Annotated in this window: 16 protein-coding genes; 11 read left to right on the forward strand and 5 right to left on the reverse strand. The window is 72.6% G+C overall.

Going from position 1 to position 16,251, the window contains the following annotated elements; all coding sequences use genetic code 11:
- The first annotated feature begins 4 nt into the window (after positions 1 to 4).
- Positions 5 to 1,408 (forward strand): dipeptidase, encoded by a 1,404-nt coding sequence (locus tag QSK45_RS22750; protein ID WP_285559721.1) that lies wholly within the window; start codon positions 5 to 7, stop codon positions 1,406 to 1,408.
- A 156-nt stretch (positions 1,409 to 1,564) separates the two neighbouring features.
- The gene (nudC, locus tag QSK45_RS22755) at positions 1,565 to 2,509 is read left to right on the forward strand and encodes an NAD(+) diphosphatase (protein WP_285559723.1); all 945 of its coding nucleotides are present in this window, start codon (positions 1,565 to 1,567) and stop codon (positions 2,507 to 2,509) included.
- Positions 2,510 to 2,604: 95 nt separating this feature from the next.
- On the opposite strand, the gene QSK45_RS22760 is transcribed toward nudC, so the two are convergent.
- Positions 2,605 to 2,847 (reverse strand): mycoredoxin, encoded by a 243-nt coding sequence (locus tag QSK45_RS22760; protein WP_285559725.1) that lies wholly within the window; start codon positions 2,845 to 2,847, stop codon positions 2,605 to 2,607.
- A gap of 300 nt (positions 2,848 to 3,147) precedes the next feature.
- Between QSK45_RS22760 and QSK45_RS22765 the strand changes: the two genes are divergently transcribed.
- From QSK45_RS22765 to QSK45_RS22785, 5 genes are all read left to right on the forward strand, one after another.
- On the forward strand, positions 3,148 to 5,364 hold the full coding sequence (locus QSK45_RS22765; RefSeq protein ID WP_285559727.1) for an ATP-dependent DNA helicase UvrD2: 2,217 nt from the start codon (positions 3,148 to 3,150) through the stop codon (positions 5,362 to 5,364).
- Positions 5,365 to 5,527: 163 nt separating this feature from the next.
- A complete protein-coding gene (locus QSK45_RS22770; RefSeq protein WP_285559729.1) occupies positions 5,528 to 5,857 on the forward strand; it encodes a hypothetical protein in 330 nt (109 codons plus the stop codon).
- A 170-nt stretch (positions 5,858 to 6,027) separates the two neighbouring features.
- Complete coding sequence (locus QSK45_RS22775) at positions 6,028 to 6,396, forward strand: WhiB family transcriptional regulator (protein ID WP_037660091.1); 369 nt, start codon at positions 6,028 to 6,030, stop codon at positions 6,394 to 6,396.
- Positions 6,393 to 6,716, forward strand: a complete 324-nt coding sequence (locus QSK45_RS22780) for a putative WhiB-interacting protein (protein ID WP_285559733.1) — start codon at positions 6,393 to 6,395, stop codon at positions 6,714 to 6,716. Before QSK45_RS22775 ends, QSK45_RS22780 begins: the two co-directional genes overlap by 4 nt.
- A 141-nt stretch (positions 6,717 to 6,857) precedes the next feature.
- On the forward strand, positions 6,858 to 7,070 hold the full coding sequence (locus QSK45_RS22785) for a hypothetical protein (RefSeq protein WP_285559735.1): 213 nt from the start codon (positions 6,858 to 6,860) through the stop codon (positions 7,068 to 7,070).
- A gap of 147 nt (positions 7,071 to 7,217) precedes the next feature.
- Here QSK45_RS22785 and QSK45_RS22790 read toward each other — a convergent pair whose 3' ends face one another.
- Both QSK45_RS22790 and QSK45_RS22795 read right to left on the reverse strand, forming a co-directional pair.
- A complete protein-coding gene (locus tag QSK45_RS22790; RefSeq protein WP_285559736.1) occupies positions 7,218 to 8,645 on the reverse strand; it encodes an ABC1 kinase family protein in 1,428 nt (475 codons plus the stop codon).
- Positions 8,638 to 9,867 (reverse strand): TOMM precursor leader peptide-binding protein, encoded by a 1,230-nt coding sequence (locus tag QSK45_RS22795; RefSeq protein ID WP_285559739.1) that lies wholly within the window; start codon positions 9,865 to 9,867, stop codon positions 8,638 to 8,640. The genes QSK45_RS22790 and QSK45_RS22795 overlap by 8 nt, the downstream gene beginning before the upstream one ends.
- A 209-nt stretch (positions 9,868 to 10,076) precedes the next feature.
- On the opposite strand from QSK45_RS22795, the gene QSK45_RS22800 reads away from it, so the two are divergent.
- The 4 genes from QSK45_RS22800 to QSK45_RS22815 all read left to right on the forward strand — a co-directional run bounded on the left by QSK45_RS22800 (position 10,077) and on the right by QSK45_RS22815 (position 14,111).
- Positions 10,077 to 10,649, forward strand: a complete 573-nt coding sequence (locus tag QSK45_RS22800) for a M48 metallopeptidase family protein (RefSeq protein ID WP_285559741.1) — start codon at positions 10,077 to 10,079, stop codon at positions 10,647 to 10,649.
- A 243-nt stretch (positions 10,650 to 10,892) separates the two neighbouring features.
- Positions 10,893 to 12,644 carry a TerD family protein gene (locus tag QSK45_RS22805; protein ID WP_285559742.1) on the forward strand — a complete coding sequence of 584 codons (1,752 nt, stop codon included), beginning with the start codon at positions 10,893 to 10,895 and terminating at the stop codon, positions 12,642 to 12,644.
- Between the two features lie 11 nt (positions 12,645 to 12,655).
- Positions 12,656 to 13,336: an AIM24 family protein gene (locus QSK45_RS22810; protein WP_285559744.1), complete on the forward strand. Its 681-nt coding sequence runs from the start codon at positions 12,656 to 12,658 to the stop codon at positions 13,334 to 13,336.
- 19 nt (positions 13,337 to 13,355) lie between these two features.
- On the forward strand, positions 13,356 to 14,111 hold the full coding sequence (locus QSK45_RS22815; RefSeq protein ID WP_285559751.1) for an AIM24 family protein: 756 nt from the start codon (positions 13,356 to 13,358) through the stop codon (positions 14,109 to 14,111).
- A 67-nt stretch (positions 14,112 to 14,178) separates the two neighbouring features.
- Here QSK45_RS22815 and QSK45_RS22820 read toward each other — a convergent pair whose 3' ends face one another.
- Both QSK45_RS22820 and QSK45_RS22825 read right to left on the reverse strand, forming a co-directional pair.
- Complete coding sequence (locus QSK45_RS22820; protein ID WP_285559753.1) at positions 14,179 to 14,700, reverse strand: NUDIX hydrolase; 522 nt, start codon at positions 14,698 to 14,700, stop codon at positions 14,179 to 14,181.
- Positions 14,697 to 16,127 (reverse strand): zinc-dependent metalloprotease, encoded by a 1,431-nt coding sequence (locus tag QSK45_RS22825; protein WP_285559755.1) that lies wholly within the window; start codon positions 16,125 to 16,127, stop codon positions 14,697 to 14,699. The genes QSK45_RS22820 and QSK45_RS22825 overlap by 4 nt, the downstream gene beginning before the upstream one ends.
- Between the last annotated feature and the right edge of the window lie 124 nt (positions 16,128 to 16,251).

A 16,251-nucleotide genomic window follows, 5' to 3' on the forward strand; every position in this document is an offset into this window, starting at 1 on the left:
GAGCATGAGCCAGACCCCGGACAGCGCCGTCCGCGCGTATATCGAGCAGCACCGCGCAGCCTTCCTCGACGACCTCACCGCATGGCTGCGCATCCCCTCCGTGTCGGCCCAGCCCGACCACGCGCCCGACGTGCGGCGCAGTGCCGACTGGCTCGCCGCCAGGTTGACCGCGACCGGCTTCACGACCGTCGAGGTCTGGCCCACCGAGGGCGCCCCGGCCGTCTTCGCCGAGTGGCCCTCCGGCGACCCCGGGGCGCCGACCGTGCTGGTCTACGGCCACCACGACGTGCAGCCCGCCGCCCGCGAGGACGGCTGGGACAGCGAGCCCTTCGAACCCGTCGTCCGCGGGAACCGCCTCTACGCGCGCGGCGCCGCCGACGACAAGGGCCAGGTCTTCTTCCACACCCTCGGCGTCCGCGCCCACCTCGCCGCCACCGGCCGCACCGCCCCCGCGGTCAACCTGAAGCTGCTGATCGAGGGCGAGGAGGAGTCCGGCTCCCCGCACTTCCGGGCCCTGGTCGAGGCGCGGGCCGGGCGCCTGGCCGCCGACGCCGTGATCGTCTCCGACACCGGCATGTGGGCCGAGGACACCCCGACGGTGTGCACCGGCATGCGCGGCCTCGCCGAGTGCGAGATCCGGCTGTACGGCCCCGACCAGGACATCCACTCCGGTTCCTTCGGCGGCGCCGTGCCCAACCCGGCCACCGCCGTCGCCCGCCTGGTCGCCGCACTGCACGACGAGCGGGGGCACGTGGCCGTCCCCGGCTTCTACGACGGCGTCGTGGAGCTGACCGACCGCGAGCGCGAGCTGTTCGCCGAACTGCCCTTCGACGAGGAGCGCTGGCTGCGCACCGCCAAGTCCCGCGCGACCCAGGGCGAGGCCGGGCACACCACCCTGGAGCGCGTCTGGGCCCGCCCGACCGCCGAGGTCAACGGCATCGGCGGGGGCTACCAGGGCCCCGGGAGCAAGACGATCATCCCGTCCTCCGCCGTGGTGAAGCTGTCCTTCCGGCTGGTCGCGGGCCAGGACCCCGACCACGTGGAGAAGGCCGTCCGCGCCTGGGCCGCCGAGCAGGTGCCCGCCGGGATCCGCTGCGAGATCGACTTCGGCTCGGCCACCCGGCCCTGTCTGACCCCGCTCGACCACCCGGCCCTCCAGTCCGTCGTCCGGGCGATGGGCCGCGCCTTCGAGGGCCCCGTCCTCTTCACCCGCGAGGGCGGCTCAGGGCCCGCCGCCGACCTCCAGGAGGTCCTCGGCAGCCCCGTGCTCTTCCTGGGCGTCTCCGTCCCCTCCGACGGCTGGCACGCGCCCAACGAGAAGGTGGAGCTGGACCTCCTCCTCAAGGGCGTCGAGACCAGCGCCTACCTGTGGGCCGACCTGGCCGAGAACTGGCGTCCCACGCCCTGACCCGGCGCACCGTACGGAAGGGCGCCACGGGCGCGAGGCACACTGGAGACACCGCCCGCCCGCGCCCGACCAGGTGCGTCGCCGTACGTCCTGTCGCACGTCCGCCCGAACCGCCCGCCGAACCGAACCGCCGTACTGGGGGAGTTGGAAGCACCCGTGACCACCTGGACCGACGACACAGCCGACCGTCCCATCTCGCTGACCGCCCCCTGCGGCATCGACCGCGCCGCCCACCACCGGCTGGACGAGGCCTGGCTCGCGGCGGCGTGGAGCCACCCCACGACCCGCTGTTTCGTGGTCTCCGGCGGCCAGGTGCTCATCGACGAGACGGCCGACGGGCGCACCGAACTCGTCATGACCCCCTCCTTCGAGGCGCCGCTCACCGAGGCGCACCGCTACTTCCTCGGCATCGACGAGGAGGGCGTCGCCTTCTTCGCGCTCCAGAAGGACGGGCTGCCCGGCCGCATCGACCAGTCCGCGCGCCCGGCGGGCCTGCGGGAGGCCGGTCTGCTGCTGTCCCCGCGCGACACCGCGCTCATGGTGCACGCGGTCGGCCTGGAGAACTGGCAGCGCACCCACCGCTTCTGCTCCCGCTGCGGCGAGCGCACCGTGATCGCCGCGGCCGGCCACATCCGCCGCTGCCAGGCCTGCGGTGCCGAGCACTACCCGCGCACCGATCCCGCCGTGATCATGGCGGTGACCGACGCCGAGGACCGGATCCTGCTCGGCCGCCAGGTCCACTGGCCCGAGGGCCGCTTCTCCACGCTCGCCGGCTTCGTGGAGCCGGGTGAGTCCATCGAGCACGCGGTGCGCCGCGAGGTCGCCGAGGAGGTCGGCGTCACCGTCGGCGGCGTCGAGTACGTGGCGAGCCAGCCCTGGCCCTTCCCCTCCAGCCTGATGCTCGGCTTCATGGCCCGCGCCACCTCCACCGACATCCAGGTCGACGGCGACGAGATCTCCGAGGCCCGCTGGTTCTCCCGCCAGGAGCTCCACGACGCCTTCGAGGCGGGCACGGTCCTGCCGCCCTACGGCATCTCCATCGCCGCCCGGCTGATCGAGATGTGGTACGGCAAGCCGCTCCCGACCCGCAGCTTCGTCTGAGCGGTGACATCCCCGTAGGCGTGGCGTACGGCACATGGAACGGCGGCTCCCGAGTCGCTCTGGACTCGGGAGCCGCCGTTTCGCAGCCCGGGGCGTTACGCGGCGAGCTTCTGCTTGACCTGGGCCAGCGAGGGGTTCGTCATCGTGGAGCCGTCCGCGAAGAGCACGGTCGGGACCGTCTGGTTTCCGCCGTTCGCCTTCTCCACGAAGGCCGCGGACTCGGGGTCCTGCTCGATGTTGATCTCGGTGTAGGCGATGCCCTCCCGGTCCATCTGGCTCTTCAGCCGACGGCAGTAACCGCACCAAGTCGTGCTGTACATCGTCACAGTGCCCTGCATGTCTCTCGCGCTCCTCAGGCAGCTCGGGAAAGGTCGTCCTGGAGGAGAACGTAAGCGGGTGCTCGGCCATTCCCACCGGGGGTATGCAGGTCTCCGCCGTGACGCCCGACGCTCGGGACGTGATGCCCGACGCTCGGGACGTGATGCCCGACGCACAGGGACGTGGTGCCCGACGTACGAGGCAGGACGTGGTGCCCGACGTATGAGCAGGACGTGGTGCCAGACGTATTAGTACGACCGCGAGGCCCCGCCTGTGGACAACCGCCGCGGGGGTCCCGGGCGACCTGGCAGCATGGCTGTGTGACAGCAGCAACGCACTCCACCCTCTTCCCGCAGGTACCGGACGTCCCGGACTCGGCCGACGCGGTGCTCGAAGGGCTCGACCCCGAGCAGCGCGAGGTGGCCACCGCCCTGCGCGGCCCGGTGTGCGTGCTGGCCGGCGCGGGCACCGGCAAGACCCGGGCGATCACCCACCGCATCGCCTACGGGGTGCGGGCCGGCATCCTCCAGCCCGCCAGCGTGCTCGCCGTCACCTTCACCAACCGCGCCGCCGGCGAGATGCGGGGCCGGCTCCGCCAGCTCGGCGCCCAGGGCGTCCAGGCCCGTACCTTCCACTCCGCCGCCCTGCGCCAGCTCCAGTACTTCTGGCCGAAAGCCGTCGGTGGCAGCCTGCCCCGGCTGGTCGACCGCAAGATCCAGCTCGTCGCCGACGCCGCCGCCGGTCTCGGCACCCGGCTCGACCGTGGCGAGCTGCGCGATGTCACCGCCGAGATCGAATGGTGCAAGGTCACCCAGACCATCCCCGCCGACTACCCGTACGCGGCAGCGAAGGCCGGCCGCGAGGCCCCCCGCGACCCCACCGAGATCGCCCACCTCTACGCGGCGTACGAGGACCTCAAACGCGACCGCGCGGTGATCGACTTCGAGGACGTCCTGCTGCTCACCGTCGCCATCCTCCAGGACCGCCAGGACATCGCCGAGCAGATCCGCGCCCAGTACCAGCACTTCGTGGTGGACGAGTACCAGGACGTCAGCCCCCTCCAGCAGCGCCTGCTGGAGCTGTGGCTCGGCGACCGCGACGACCTGTGCGTGGTCGGCGACGCCAGTCAGACCATCTACTCGTTCACCGGAGCCACCCCCGACCACCTGCTCGACTTCCGCACCCGCCACCCCGGCGCGACCGTCGTCAAGCTGGTCCGCGACTACCGCTCCACCCCCCAGGTGGTCCGCCTCGCCAACGGCCTGCTCGCCCAGGCCCACGGCCGCGCCGCCGACCACCGGCTGGAACTCGTCTCACAGCGCCCCCTCGGCCCCGACCCCGTGTACACCGAGTACACGGACGAGCCCGCCGAGGCCGAGGGTGCCGCCCGCCGCATCCGCGAGCTGATCGACGCGGGCGTCCCGGCCGCCGAGATCGCCGTCCTGTTCCGCACCAACTCCCAGTCCGAGACCTACGAGCAGGCACTCGCCGACGCCGGCGTCCCCTACCAGCTGCGCGGCGCCGAGCGCTTCTTCGACCGGCCCGAGGTGCGCAAGGCCGGCCTCGCCCTGCGCGGCGCCGCCCGCTTCGGGGGCAACGATTCCCTCCTGGACGACGTCGTGGACCTGCCCTCACAGGTGCGTGCCGTGCTGTCCGGCGAGGGCTGGACCACCCGGCCCCCGGCCGGCTCCGGCGCCGTCAGGGAGCGCTGGGAGTCCCTCGCCGCCCTGGTCAACCTCGCCCAGGACCTCGCCGCCGCCCGCCCCGGCGCCACCCTCGCCGACTTCGTCGCCGAACTGGACGAGCGGGCGGGCGCCCAGCACGCCCCCACCGTCCAGGGCGTCACCCTCGCCTCCCTGCACGCGGCCAAGGGCCTGGAGTGGGACGTCGTCTTCCTGGTCGGCGTCGCCGAGGGCATGCTGCCCATCACGTACGCGAGGACCGACGAGCAGATCGAGGAGGAGCGCCGCCTCCTCTACGTCGGCGTCACCCGTGCGCGCGAACGCCTCCATCTCTCCTGGTCCCTCTCCCGCTCACCCGGTGGCCGCCACAGCCGCAGACCCAGCCGCTTCCTCGACGGACTGCGCCCCGGCACCACGCCCACGGTCGGCCGCGGCGCGGGCGCCGCCGGGGGCGTCGCCGGGGGCGTCGAGCGCGGCATCCGCGGCTCCGGCACCCCCGTCGTGCCCCGGCGCACCCAGCGCACCCCGGCCCGCTGCCGGGTCTGCGGCCGCACCCTCACCGACGCGGGCGAGATGAAGCTGATGCGCTGCGAGGACTGCCCCTCCGACATGGACGAGGGACTGTACGAGCGGCTGCGCGAGTGGCGCGCCGTCCAGGCCGCGGACAGCGGACAGCCGGACTTCTGCGTCTTCACCGACCGCACCCTGATGGCCATCGCCGAGGCCCGTCCCGACAGTGCCGCGGAACTCTCCCGCATCCCCGGCGTCCTCAGCCGCAAGCTGCGCAGCTACGGAGCCGATGTGCTGGCCATCTGCGCAGGTCAGGAGCTTCATGGCGAGATCGGTGGGGACTGATACGAACTCGTCGCAAAAATAGTTTGCGCACGCGCCGGGAATCCCCATAGGTTCTAGGCACGGAAGCAGCGGCCTTCTCCGGGGCCGGGCCTCCGTGATGTACTTGCACATACGAAACGGATCGGTTCACCGGTCCCCGAGACGCCGAGAGGAGGCGAGTCCAGTGATCAGCATCAACATCAGCACCAACAGCACGGCCACGGCCAAACTGACCGATCGCTCGACCGTCTCCCTGTGCCTGCTCGGCGCCTCCGACCGGGGCACCGGTCTGTCCGGCATCCGTGCCGCGCGCCCGGCGTCCTCCCTGTCTCTCGCGGGCCTTCCCGTCCGTGATGAGCGCAATGAGCGACCGACCAAGGCACTGGAAGCGGTAGTGGCACAGGCAAAGGCCTATGCCTTTACGGCGACTGGTGCCGGATTCCGGAAGCAGACGACGCAGCACCACCAGATGTGGGCCTTCCGTGGGCCAGAACCCTGGAGTTATCCAGCCTGATTCGATCAGGCCGGCGCCTTCAGGGCCGCGGAACCCCATCCGGGATCCGCGGCCCTTCGGTTTTTCCCGAACGGGAAGGACGCAGCGAAGGGGCCTCGGGACAAGAAAAGAACCCGGTACCAGCCGACACCCGGTCAACCGGCCGGACGACCAGACGAGGAAAACCACCCGTGCAACTCGAAGCGCACGCCCCGTCCGTACCGCCTTCGCAAACGATCCCCCCGCCCGGCCTCACGGAGGACTCCACCTTGATCCCGCTCACCGCGCTCACCGCGCTCGACGACGCCATCGAGAACCTCGGCGTGCCCGTCCCGTGCCGTTCCTACGACCCGGAGGTCTTCTTCGCCGAGTCGCCCGCGGACGTGGAGTACGCCAAGTCCCTGTGCCGCACCTGCCCGCTGATGGAGGCATGCCTCGCCGGGGCGAAGGAGCGGCGTGAGCCCTGGGGCGTCTGGGGTGGCGAGCTGTTCGTCCAGGGTGTCGTCGTCGCCCGGAAGCGGCCGCGCGGCCGCCCGCGGAAGAACCCGGTCACGGCATGAACACCGCAGGAACAATCGACCGTCCCCTCACGCACGACCCCAAGAAGCAGGCCCCGATGAAGCCGTCCACCAGCGAGCCCGCAGGCTCCGCGATCCCAGACTCCACCACCACCGGCGCGACCGAAGCCCGCCAGAACAGGACCCGCGAGATGCAACTCATGCAAGAAGCCCTGGCCCGTGCGCATATGCACGACCGACTCCATGACGCCCACCAGGAACGCCAGGCCACCCGCCTGGCCGTCGCCCAGCGCATGCAGCGCCGCGCCGAACGCGCCTCCCGGCGTGCGCGCCGCGCGCTCGCCATGGCCGTCATGCAGTAAGACCCGCGCCCGAGGACGCCTCCCGGTGAGAGGCGTCCGAGCGACGCGGTGACTCCCCGCGGGGGCCGGTCCGGCCGAACGGACCGGCCCCCGCGGTGCGTTCTGCGTGCCGCCTGCCGGTACCGGAGTTATCGTCACCGGGTGACGAGTCTTCCCGCAGGAAGCGATCAGGGCGGCTCCGCGAAGCGCCCGGTGCCCCTCGTGTGCGCCCGCTGCGGTGTCCCCGCCCCCGCCCCCCACCCCGCCACCTGGACCTGCTCCGTGGAGGACGGCACCCCCCGCTATTTCTGCGCCGCCTGCTCCCGCGCCCATCTCCGCGCCATCGAGGGCCGCCTCGACTCGACGTGGTGGTGACCGCTCTCCCGCGGCGACCCGACCTGTCGCCCACCTCGTCACCGACCGGAAGCGGTCACCGTCGGCCTGGGCGATGACCCGCTTCTTCCCTATTCGAGCACGATGTGCGGGCCCGGGGCCCGGGGTTTTTCCAGGGACCCGGGCGTGTCACGCCTCCGCCGCGGACTCCTCGTCGAGGTCCTCCTCCGACAGCTCCCCCAACGGCTCCTCCGCGAGTTCCTCAAGGGTTTCGTCCAGCTCCTCCGTCGGCGCGAAGCCCGGCAGCCAGGAATCCAGTTCGTCCCGGAGGCGGACCGTGGCGCCCAGTTGGCACAGGACGCCGATGGTGCTCAGGGTGACGCGGTGGATGAGGAGGTACGCCGGGGGGAGGTTCAGCTGCTTGCCGAGCTGGTAGGCGGGGGAGCGCGGGTCGGCGATGCGGGCGGCCTGGCTGCGCATCCAGGAGCGGGTGAAGGTGAACGCGTCGACACGGGCCGGTTCGATGATCGGCAGCAGGTAGTCGAGGACCGCGTCGGGATCCAGCTCTATGGACTCCTTGACGAACCCCTCCTCGCACAGCAGCTCGTAGACCGTCTCGGCGTCGCCGTCCAGCGTCATCCGCAGGGAGATCCCGATCGGAGCCGGCAGCCCCCCGGGGAGCCGGTCGACGGTGCCGAAGTCCAGGACCCCGAGCCGCCAGTCGTCCTCGCCGTCCGGGCCGCCCGGCAGCAGCCGGAAGTTCCCCGGATGCGGGTCGGCGTGCAGCAGCCCGGTGCGGGCCGGGCCCGAGAACAGGAAGCGGGCGAGCAGCTGACCGGCCCGGTCCCGCTGCTCCGGCGTGCCGTCGGAGATGATCTCCGACAGCGGGATCCCGTCGATCCACTCCGTCACCAGCACCTGATCGCACTGGTGTACCACCGCCGGGACCACCACGTCCGGGTCGCCCGCGAACTCCTGCGCGTGCGCCGTCTGGGCAGCGGCCTCCAGTCCGTAGTCCAGCTCCTCGGAGACCCGGTCCCGCAACTCCGCGATCAGCGGCTTTATGTCCATGCCCGGGATGAGCGGCCCCAGCAGCCGGGCGAACCGGCCCAGTTGGATGAGATCGGACAGCAGGGCCTCGCCGGCGCCCGGGTACTGCACCTTGACCGCCACCTCGCGGCCGTCGTGCCACACCGCCCGGTGCACCTGGCCGATCGAGGCCGCGGCCGCGGGCTTGTCCTCGAACTCCTCGAACAGCTCCCGCCAGTCCGGGCCGAGCCGCTCCGCCAGTACGGCGTGCACCGTGCGGGTCGGCATCGGCGGCGCCGCCTCCTGGAGCTTGGTCAGGGCCGCCCGATAGGGTCCGGCGACCTCCTCGGGCAGCGCGGACTCGAAGACGGACAGCGCCTGCCCGAACTTCATCGCCCCGCCCTTCAGCTCGCCGAGCACCTTGAACAGCTGCTCCGCCGTGCGCTGTTGCAGCTCCCGGCCGACGATCTCCGCGGACTCGCCCACGATCCGCTTGCCCAGCCCCCAGGTCGCCCGCCCGGCGAAGCCGAGCGGGAGCGCGGCGAGCTTGGCGGTCCGGGTGACCGCCTTCCGGGGAAGATCAGACATGCGCCCTCCAGGTCCCTGTCGGCCGTGCCGCGCCCGCTTCGCGTGCCCGCTCCGTCGACGGCCGTTGCACCGCCATTGTCGCGCGTGACCGCCCGAGGGTTGAGGACTGTTCCCCCTCCGCTTTCTCATCCGCCCTCTCCGCGGCGCCGCAGCGGCAGGCCGGGTGCGGCAGGACCGGGCGGGCGTGCCAGCTCAGGGCGGGTAGGGACACCTCCCAGCGGGCTCCCGAGCCGGAGGGCGACGCGCCGTCCAGGTAGGCCAGGGCGTGGGCCGCGGCCAGGCCGGCGACCGTCGTGGAGAGAGCCATGTCACAGGCGCCGACCCGGCGGGGTCCGCCGCCGGAGCGCCACTGGGCGAGCAGCCGGGGCCAGGCCGGGTCCCGGTCCGTGCGCGCCTCGTGCAGGCACCCCGCGCAGGCCGTCTCGCCGGGCAGCACCAGCGGGCCCACGACACCGGTGCCCTCCACCACACCGGCGTACAGATGCGGGGTGCCGGAGGCCAGCAGCGGTTCCGCGGCGCGCGGGTCCGGGGCGTACACGGCCACGTCGTCCCGGGGCGCGAGGATCACCAGGGAGAGTCCGGGTTCCCCGGTGCCGGACCCGGGGGAGTGGGGACGGCGGGGCGGGCGGTCCGGGGCAGCCCGGCGGACGACCGCCGCGGCCGCCGTGTCCCGACGCCCACCGACCGCCTCCGCCGGCAGACCGCCCGGCGCCACGTCCCACGGCCGCACCCGGCCCTCGTCGCGCACCTCCACCTCGCCGACGCCCGCGCCGGACAGCACCGCCGCCACCACGGCGCCGACCCGCCCCGCGCCGTGCACCCGGACCCGCAGCGCCCTGCGGGCGGCGAGCCGCGCGAGCGCGCCGCCCGGCTCGGAGGTGGTCAGCGAGAGAGAGGCCAGGTCGGGGCGGAGCCTTCGCAGCACCTCCGTCCTCGCGCGCAGCGCGTCAGCCGCCGGTCCGCCGCCGCGGGCGTCGTCGAGGAGGCCCGCGCGGGCCAGCCGGTCGACCAGTGTGTCGACCCGGCCGTCCGGCAGGCCCAGCCGGCGGCCCTCCGCGCGCAGCAGCGGCAGCCCTCTGGTGCCGTTGAGCAGGTCCAGGAGGCCGCTCGTGGCGGTGTCCATCGGGCCCAGTGTCAGCGCGTGCGGGGGAGTCATCCCGAACTGCGCGGTGCCGAGATCACGCCAGCCGCGCCGCAGCGCGGGTTTCACCGTCGGATGCATGAAAGCCCCCTGTGTCCCTGTATCCGCATGACTGTCATGACATCGGCCGGATCGGTCGTGTTCCGCCGACATCCGCCAGCATGCCCGCCCGGCCCGCGGGGCGGGGAAAGTTATCCACAGGTGACGGGTGTTCTTCATATGAACCTGCGGGCGCGACGACCCGTCCGCGAGCCGGGACTTTGCCCGTGCCGAGCGGGTAACGTCGGGGCGTGTCCGCCGACCCACTGCAGCACCGCGCCGGAAAGACAGAGCGCAGCGCGACGAGCGCGATCGAGGTCCGCAGGAGCGCCCGCCGCCGCCGGACGGTCTCCGCGTACCGCGAGGGTGATCGCACTGTCGTACTGATCCCTGCCCGGATGTCGAAGGCGGAGGAGCAACGCTGGGTGACCGTCATGCTCGACAAGCTCGCCGCCCAGGAGAGCCGGCGGGTGCTCGGCGACACCGAGCTGACCGAGCGCGCCGAGCGGTTGTCGGCGCAGTTCTTCGACGGTCGCGCCCGCCCGGCCTCCGTCCGCTGGGTCACCAACCAGAACACCCGCTGGGGCTCGTGCACCCCGGCCGAGGGCAGCATCCGCCTCTCGCACCGGCTCCAGGGCATGCCCGAGTACGTCATCGACTACGTGCTCTGCCATGAGCTGGCACATCTCCTGGTGCCCGGTCACGGCGCCGACTTCTGGCGGCTCCTGGACGCCTACCCGCGCACCGAGCGCGCCCGCGGCTACCTCGAGGGCGTGGTCGCCGCCGCACGGCTGCCGCACGTCCCCGGCGCACGGGGCGAATGACCCGTCCCTGAACGCGGCCTCCCCTGAACCGGCCGCTCCCTGTGCGCGGCTCCCCTGAACCGGCCGCCCCGGTGCGCGGCCTCCCCCGCGCACCGCGTCCCCGCCCGTGGCCGCCATGTGCGTGGCCGGAACCGGTTGTGTACCGGGTGTGTACCGACCTGGACCGGCCGGGGTGGTCGTCGGCCACAGCCGCTAGCCTGGCGCGACGCACTCATATTTCGGGATGGGGGACGGTCGTATCGCATGGCCAGGGAATTCCAACGCGGCCACAAGGCCCGGATCAGTGACCTCACGGCGGGCACCGATCTGTACGTAGGCGTGCAGATCGCCGGACCCGGACTGACCTTCGACATCAGCTGTTTCGGCCTGGACGCCGACGAACGGCTTTCGGACGACCGTTACTTCGTCTTCTTCAACCAGCCGAAGTCGCCGGAGGAGTCCATCCAACTGCTCGGCGCCCAGGCGGGCGACACCGAGTCGTTCCGGGTCACGCTCGACCGGATCCCGGCGCGGATCCGCAAGCTGTCCTTCACGGCGACCCTCGACGGCGCCGGGCAGATGTCGCAGGCCGGCCCCGGTTACCTGCGGATCGTCGCGGGCGGCGAGGAGGTCGCGCGGTACTCCTTCGACGGCACGGAGTTCTCCACCGAGCGGGCCGTCATGCTCGGTGACATCTACTTCAAGGACGGCTGGCGGTTCGCCGCGGTCGGACAGGGCTTCGACGGCGGCCTCGAGGCGCTGCTGAAGAACTTCGGCGGCGAGGTGCTGGAGGAGGAGGCGCCCGCCGCCCCGCAGCAGCCGCAGTCCGGCGCCCCCGGTTTCGCCCCGCCCGCGTTCGCCCCGCCCGCCTTCGCCGCCCCGGCCCCCGCGCCTGTCCCGGCTCCCGCGCCCGCCCCCCAGGGCTACGCCCCGTCGGCCGGCCACACGCCCCCGCAGGGCTTCGCACCCCCTGGCGGCACGCCCCCGCAGGGCTTCGCACCCCCTGGCGGCACGCCTCCGCAGGGCTTCGCATCCCCCGGTCAGACCCCGCCGCCCGCCCCCGCGCCGAACGTGCACGGCGCGCCGACGGTCATCGCCCCGCTGACCCCGCCCGCCGGGCCGGCGGGCACCGTCCCGCCGCCCGCCCCGGCCCCCGCGCCCTACGGCCTGCCGCCGCAGCAGCCGTCGTACGGCGGTCAGCCCCCGCAGCCCTCCTACGGCGGTCTGCCCGGCGCCCCGATGCCTCCCGGCTACGGCGGCCCGCCCGGCGCCCCCATGCCCCCGGGCCACGACGGCCGGATCCCCGGTCAGCAGACGGCCCCCTACGGCGTGCCCCAGGGCGCCGCGCAGGGCGCCGCCGGGGTCGGGGCCGCGCTGCACCAGTTCAAGGAGACGCCCACCGGGCAGCGCTGGACGCAGCAGAACAAGAAGCTCATGCGCGTCGACCTCGGCATCGGCGGGCAGCCGGTGCTGGCCAGGCAGGGCAGCATGGTGCTCTACCAGGGCAAGGTCGATTTCGGCTACAAGGGCGCCGGTTTCGCCGGGCGCATCGTCGGCAACGCCACCGGCCAGGAGATGCAGCTGATGCGCTGCACCGGCCAGGGCCAGGTGTTCCTCGCCGAGAACGCGACCAACCTGCACCCGATCGAACTGCAGGGCGACGCGATCTGCGTGTCCGCGGAGAACGTGCTCGCCTTCGACGAGACCCTCCAGTACGAGGTCCGCCGCATCGAGGGCCACGGCATCCCGGGCGGCGCGCTGTTCACCATGCAGTTCCAGGGCACCGGCACCATCGTGGTCAAGACGCACGGAGCGCCCGTGGTGCTGCCGGTGACCCCGACCACCTTCGCCGACTGCAACGCGGTGGTGGCCTGGTCGGCGGCCTCCCAGGTGATCGTCTCCAGCCAGGTCCGCATGCGCCGCAACGCCTACCCCGGCGACACCGGCGAGACCGTCAACCTGCAATTCCGGGGCGCGCCCGGCAACTTCATCGTCGTCCAGCCGTACGAGGTCTGAGGGAGCCCGTCATGAACCAGCCGCTCGCGGGCTTCGCTCCCGCACCCGTCACCGCCCGCATGGAGAACCACGGGCACCACATGCTCAAGGTCGCCATGCAGACCGGCAACGACCTCTTCGCGCGCGTGGGCTCGATGGTCGCCTACGAGGGCTTCGTGCAGTACGAGCCCAACCCGCCGGCCGTCCGCCAGATCGCCCGGGACTGGCTCACCGGCGAGGGCGCCCCGCTGATGAAGTGCTCCGGCGACGGGCTGCTCTATCTCGCCGATTACGGCGCGAACGTCGTCGTGATCAACCTGAACGGCGACGGCATCTCCGTCAACGCCACCAACCTGCTCGCCTTCGACGCCCATCTGAACTGGGGCGTGGAGCGGGTCAAGGGGCTCGCGAAGTTCGCCGGTCAGGGCCTGTGGAACACGCGGATCTCCGGGCAGGGCTGGGTCGCGCTGACCTCCCGGGGCACGCCGATCGTCGTGGACTGCGGCGGCGGCGAGGACGAGACGTACGTCGACCCGGACGCGCTCGTCGCCTGGTCGCCGAACCTGAAGGTCAAGGGCAAGCGCAGCTTCAAGGCGCAGTCGCTGATCGGCCGGGGCAGCGGCGAGGCCTACCAGATGGCCTTCTCCGGACAGGGCATCGTCGTCGTCCAGCCCAGCGAGGACAGCACCGACCGCCTGCGGATCCGGGGCTGAGGGGGAGAGTCAACACGCCATGCAGAGCCCGATTTTCGCGTTCAACGACAATCAGACGCAGGAGCGCTGGAGCCTGCAGAACCCGCAGCTGCTCCGGGTCGTCCTGGAAGGGCACGACGACCTCCTCGCCCGCAAGGGCACCATGGTCGCCTACCAGGGCCTGGTCGAGTTCGACGCCGAGTACCAGGCCAACGGCCAGCGGCGCGCGCGTGCCCACACGGGCGAGGGCCTGGACCTGATGCGCTGCCACGGTCAGGGCACGGTCTACCTCGCCAACCTCGCCCAGCACGTGCACATCATGGACGTGGAGCAGGACGGGCTGACCGTCGACAGCTCCTACGTGCTCGCCATGGACTCCTCGCTGCACCACGAGGTCATCGCCGTCGACAGCCTCTACGGCATCTCCGGCTCCGGGAAGTACCAGCTCAACATCACCGGGCGCGGCCGGGTCGCCCTGATGACCTCCGGGTCGCCGCTGCTGATGCGGGTCACCCCGGACCGGTACGTCAACTGCGACGCCGACGCGATCGTGGCCTGGTCGACCGGGCTGCGGGTGCAGATGCAGGCCCAGACGCACTCCTCCGGGGTGTGGCGCCGACGCGGCAGCACCGGTGAGGGCTGGGAGCTGAGCTTCATGGGCTCCGGTTTCGCGCTGGTCCAGCCCAGCGAGCTGCTGCCGCCGCAGAACGCGGTGATCGGCCAGGGTCTCGCCGCCCAGTTCGGCATGGGCCAGCAGGGAGCGCGCGGCGCGAACCAGGGCAACGTCTGGAGCTGACCGCAAGAAGCACGTGTGTAAGGGGCGAGCGCCAAGGCGGTCGCCCCTTACACACGCGCAGGCACGGTCACAGGCGCGCGCGGGCGACCGCCAGCAGCCGCACGACCGAGTCGTCGGCGACGCCCGCCACCTCGTCGTAGGGGAACCAGCGCAGGTCGAGGGACTCGTCGCTGATCGCCTCGACGGCGCCGGAGGGGGCCAGGGCCGCGTACTGGACGTCGTAGTGCCAGTGGCACGGCGACGGGATCGGGTGCCGGTCCAGGCGCACCGGCCCGCCGGGCAGCAGCGTGAGTCCGGCCATGCCCGACTCCTCGGTCGCCTCGCGCAGCGCGGCCGCCGCCACGGTGGCGTCGCCCGGCTCGCAGTGGCCGCCCATCTGGAGCCACATCCGCAGCTTGCGATGGAGTGTGAGCAGCACCCGGCCGCGCTCCGGGTCGATCACCAGGGCGCTCGCCGTCACATGGCCCGCGTGGCAGGCCTTCCACATTCCGTCGGGATGGGCCGCCAGGTGGTCGAGATAGGACTGGCGCAGCTCGTCCTGGCCCTCGTACCCCTTCAGGACGAGGACCGCGTCGTCGTACAGGCTCACTCGCTGCCGTCGCCCTCGGACTCGTCGTCCTTCTTCCTCAGGTCCGGCTGGTCGGCGGCCTCGCCGAGGATCTTGTCCAGCTCCGAGAAGTCCAGCTGCTCGCGGTGCACGAAGCCGTCCGGGTCGTCCAGGTCGGTCGCGGTCGGCAGCATGTCCGGGTGGTGCCACAGGGCGTCCCGGCCGTCCACACCGCGGGCGTCCGTGAGCGAGGCCCACAGGCGGGAGGCGTCGCGCAGCCGGCGGGGGCGCAGCTCCAGACCGATCAGCGTGGCGAACGTCTGCTCCGCGGGGCCGCCGGTCGCGCGGCGCCGGCGCAGGGTCTCGCGCAGGGCGTCGGCGGACGACAGACGGGGCTTGGCGGCCGCGTGGACCACCGCGTCCACCCAGCCCTCCACGAGCGCCAGAGCGGTCTCCAGGCGCGCTAGGGCGGCCTTCTGCTCGGGCGTGTCCTCCGGCTGGAACATGCCCTGCTGGAGCGCGTCCTGCAACTGCTCGGGGTTCTGCGGGTCGAACTGGCCGACCACGTCCTCGAGCTTCGCGGTGTCGACCTTGATGCCGCGCGCGTAGCCGTCGACCGCGCCGAACAGGTGCGAGCGCAGCCACGGCACATGCGCGAACAGCCGCTGGTGGGCCGCCTCGCGCAAGGCCAGGTAGAGCCGCACCTCCTCCAGCGGAACCCCCAGGTCCTTGCCGAACGCCTCCACGTTGGCCGGCAGCAGCGCGGCCTTGCGGGCCGGGCCGAGCGGCAGGCCGATGTCCGTGGAGCCCACGACCTCGCCCGCGAGCACGCCGACGGCCTGCCCGATCTGCGTGCCGAACATGGCGCCGCCCATCGAGCGCATCATGCCGATCAGCGGGCCCGCCATGGCCTGCATCTCCTCCGGCAGCACATCGCCCATGGCCGCGCCGACCCGCTCGGCGACCGGGTCGACCAGCTCCTGCCAGGCCGGCAGGGTCGCCTCGACCCACTCCGCGCGCGACCAGGCCACCGCGGAGGCGGAGCCGGACGGCAGGGACGTCGCGTCGTCCAGCCACAGGTCGGCCAGGCGCACGGCCTCCTCGACGGCCCTGCGCTCGGCCGGGCCCACGCTGGCGTCCTTCGAGCCGTCCGCGGTGCCCTGTGCGACCGTCTGGCGGGCGATCTGCTTGGCCATGTCCCAGTTCACCGGGCCGCCCTCGTACGAGAGCATCTGACCCAGCTGCTGGAACGCGGCACCGAGGTCGGTGGGGTTCAGCGAACCGAACATGGCTGCGAGCGGATTGTCGGCGCCGGGGCCGCCAAAGCCACCGGCTCCGGGCATGCCGCCGAAACCGAACGGATTGGCCGGTCCCTGCCCACCACCGCTCTGCTGGTCCTTCTTCTTGCCCTCGTCGCCGTCCTCCGGCTCCTCCGGCGGAAGGCCGAAACCGAATGGGGTGTCACTCACGGGATTCCTCGGCTGGTAAGGCCACCGGTCTTCTCCGGCGGCGCGGCTGCCCGACAACACCACCCAGCGTAGACACCCGGACCCGATCGGGCCTCGATGCTTCGCCCGCGGAAGGCCTGCGGCA

This window comes from Streptomyces hygroscopicus subsp. hygroscopicus, assembly GCF_030269125.1.
Taxonomy (GTDB): Bacteria; Actinomycetota; Actinomycetes; order Streptomycetales; family Streptomycetaceae; genus Streptomyces; species Streptomyces hygroscopicus_C.